Source organism: Streptomyces sp. P9(2023) (assembly GCF_032436795.1).
GTDB lineage: Bacteria > Actinomycetota > Actinomycetes > Streptomycetales > Streptomycetaceae > Streptomyces.
Map to the genome: position 1 here is coordinate 1 of NZ_JAUPWM010000272.1, position 333 is coordinate 333.

The following is a 333-nucleotide window of genomic DNA, read 5'->3' on the forward strand; positions in this document are numbered from 1 at the left end:
TCTCGTGCACGTCCCCTGCCCGCCCGGTATCGACCCAAAGGCACGGCGGCACATTTCCGAGCTGCGGATGGGGACGGTAGATCCACAGGTCGAATTCGGGTTCGGTGTAGAATTCGGCCAGGCGCTGGCGGATCGGGCGGCGGTCCTTCATTTCCAGAAGCCCCCAAGGTGAAGGAGGAAGGCCAGGGCCGCGACCTCGCAGGCCTTGCTGCCGAAGCTGACCGGCGGCCGGGGCCAGCCATGGACGAACCAGGCTGCAACGACCTCGAAGCCAAGAAGTGCTGCGACCAGCCACTGAGCCCAGCCCATCACAGCACCCCCCGAAACCCAGAC

Annotated in this window: 1 pseudogene; it reads right to left on the reverse strand. The window is 66.1% G+C overall.

Features of this window, described 5'->3' with window-relative positions:
- Nucleotides 1–147: 147 nt before the first annotated feature.
- Nucleotides 148–333: pseudogene (locus tag Q5762_RS37610) on the reverse strand (hypothetical protein); the annotation flags it as partial.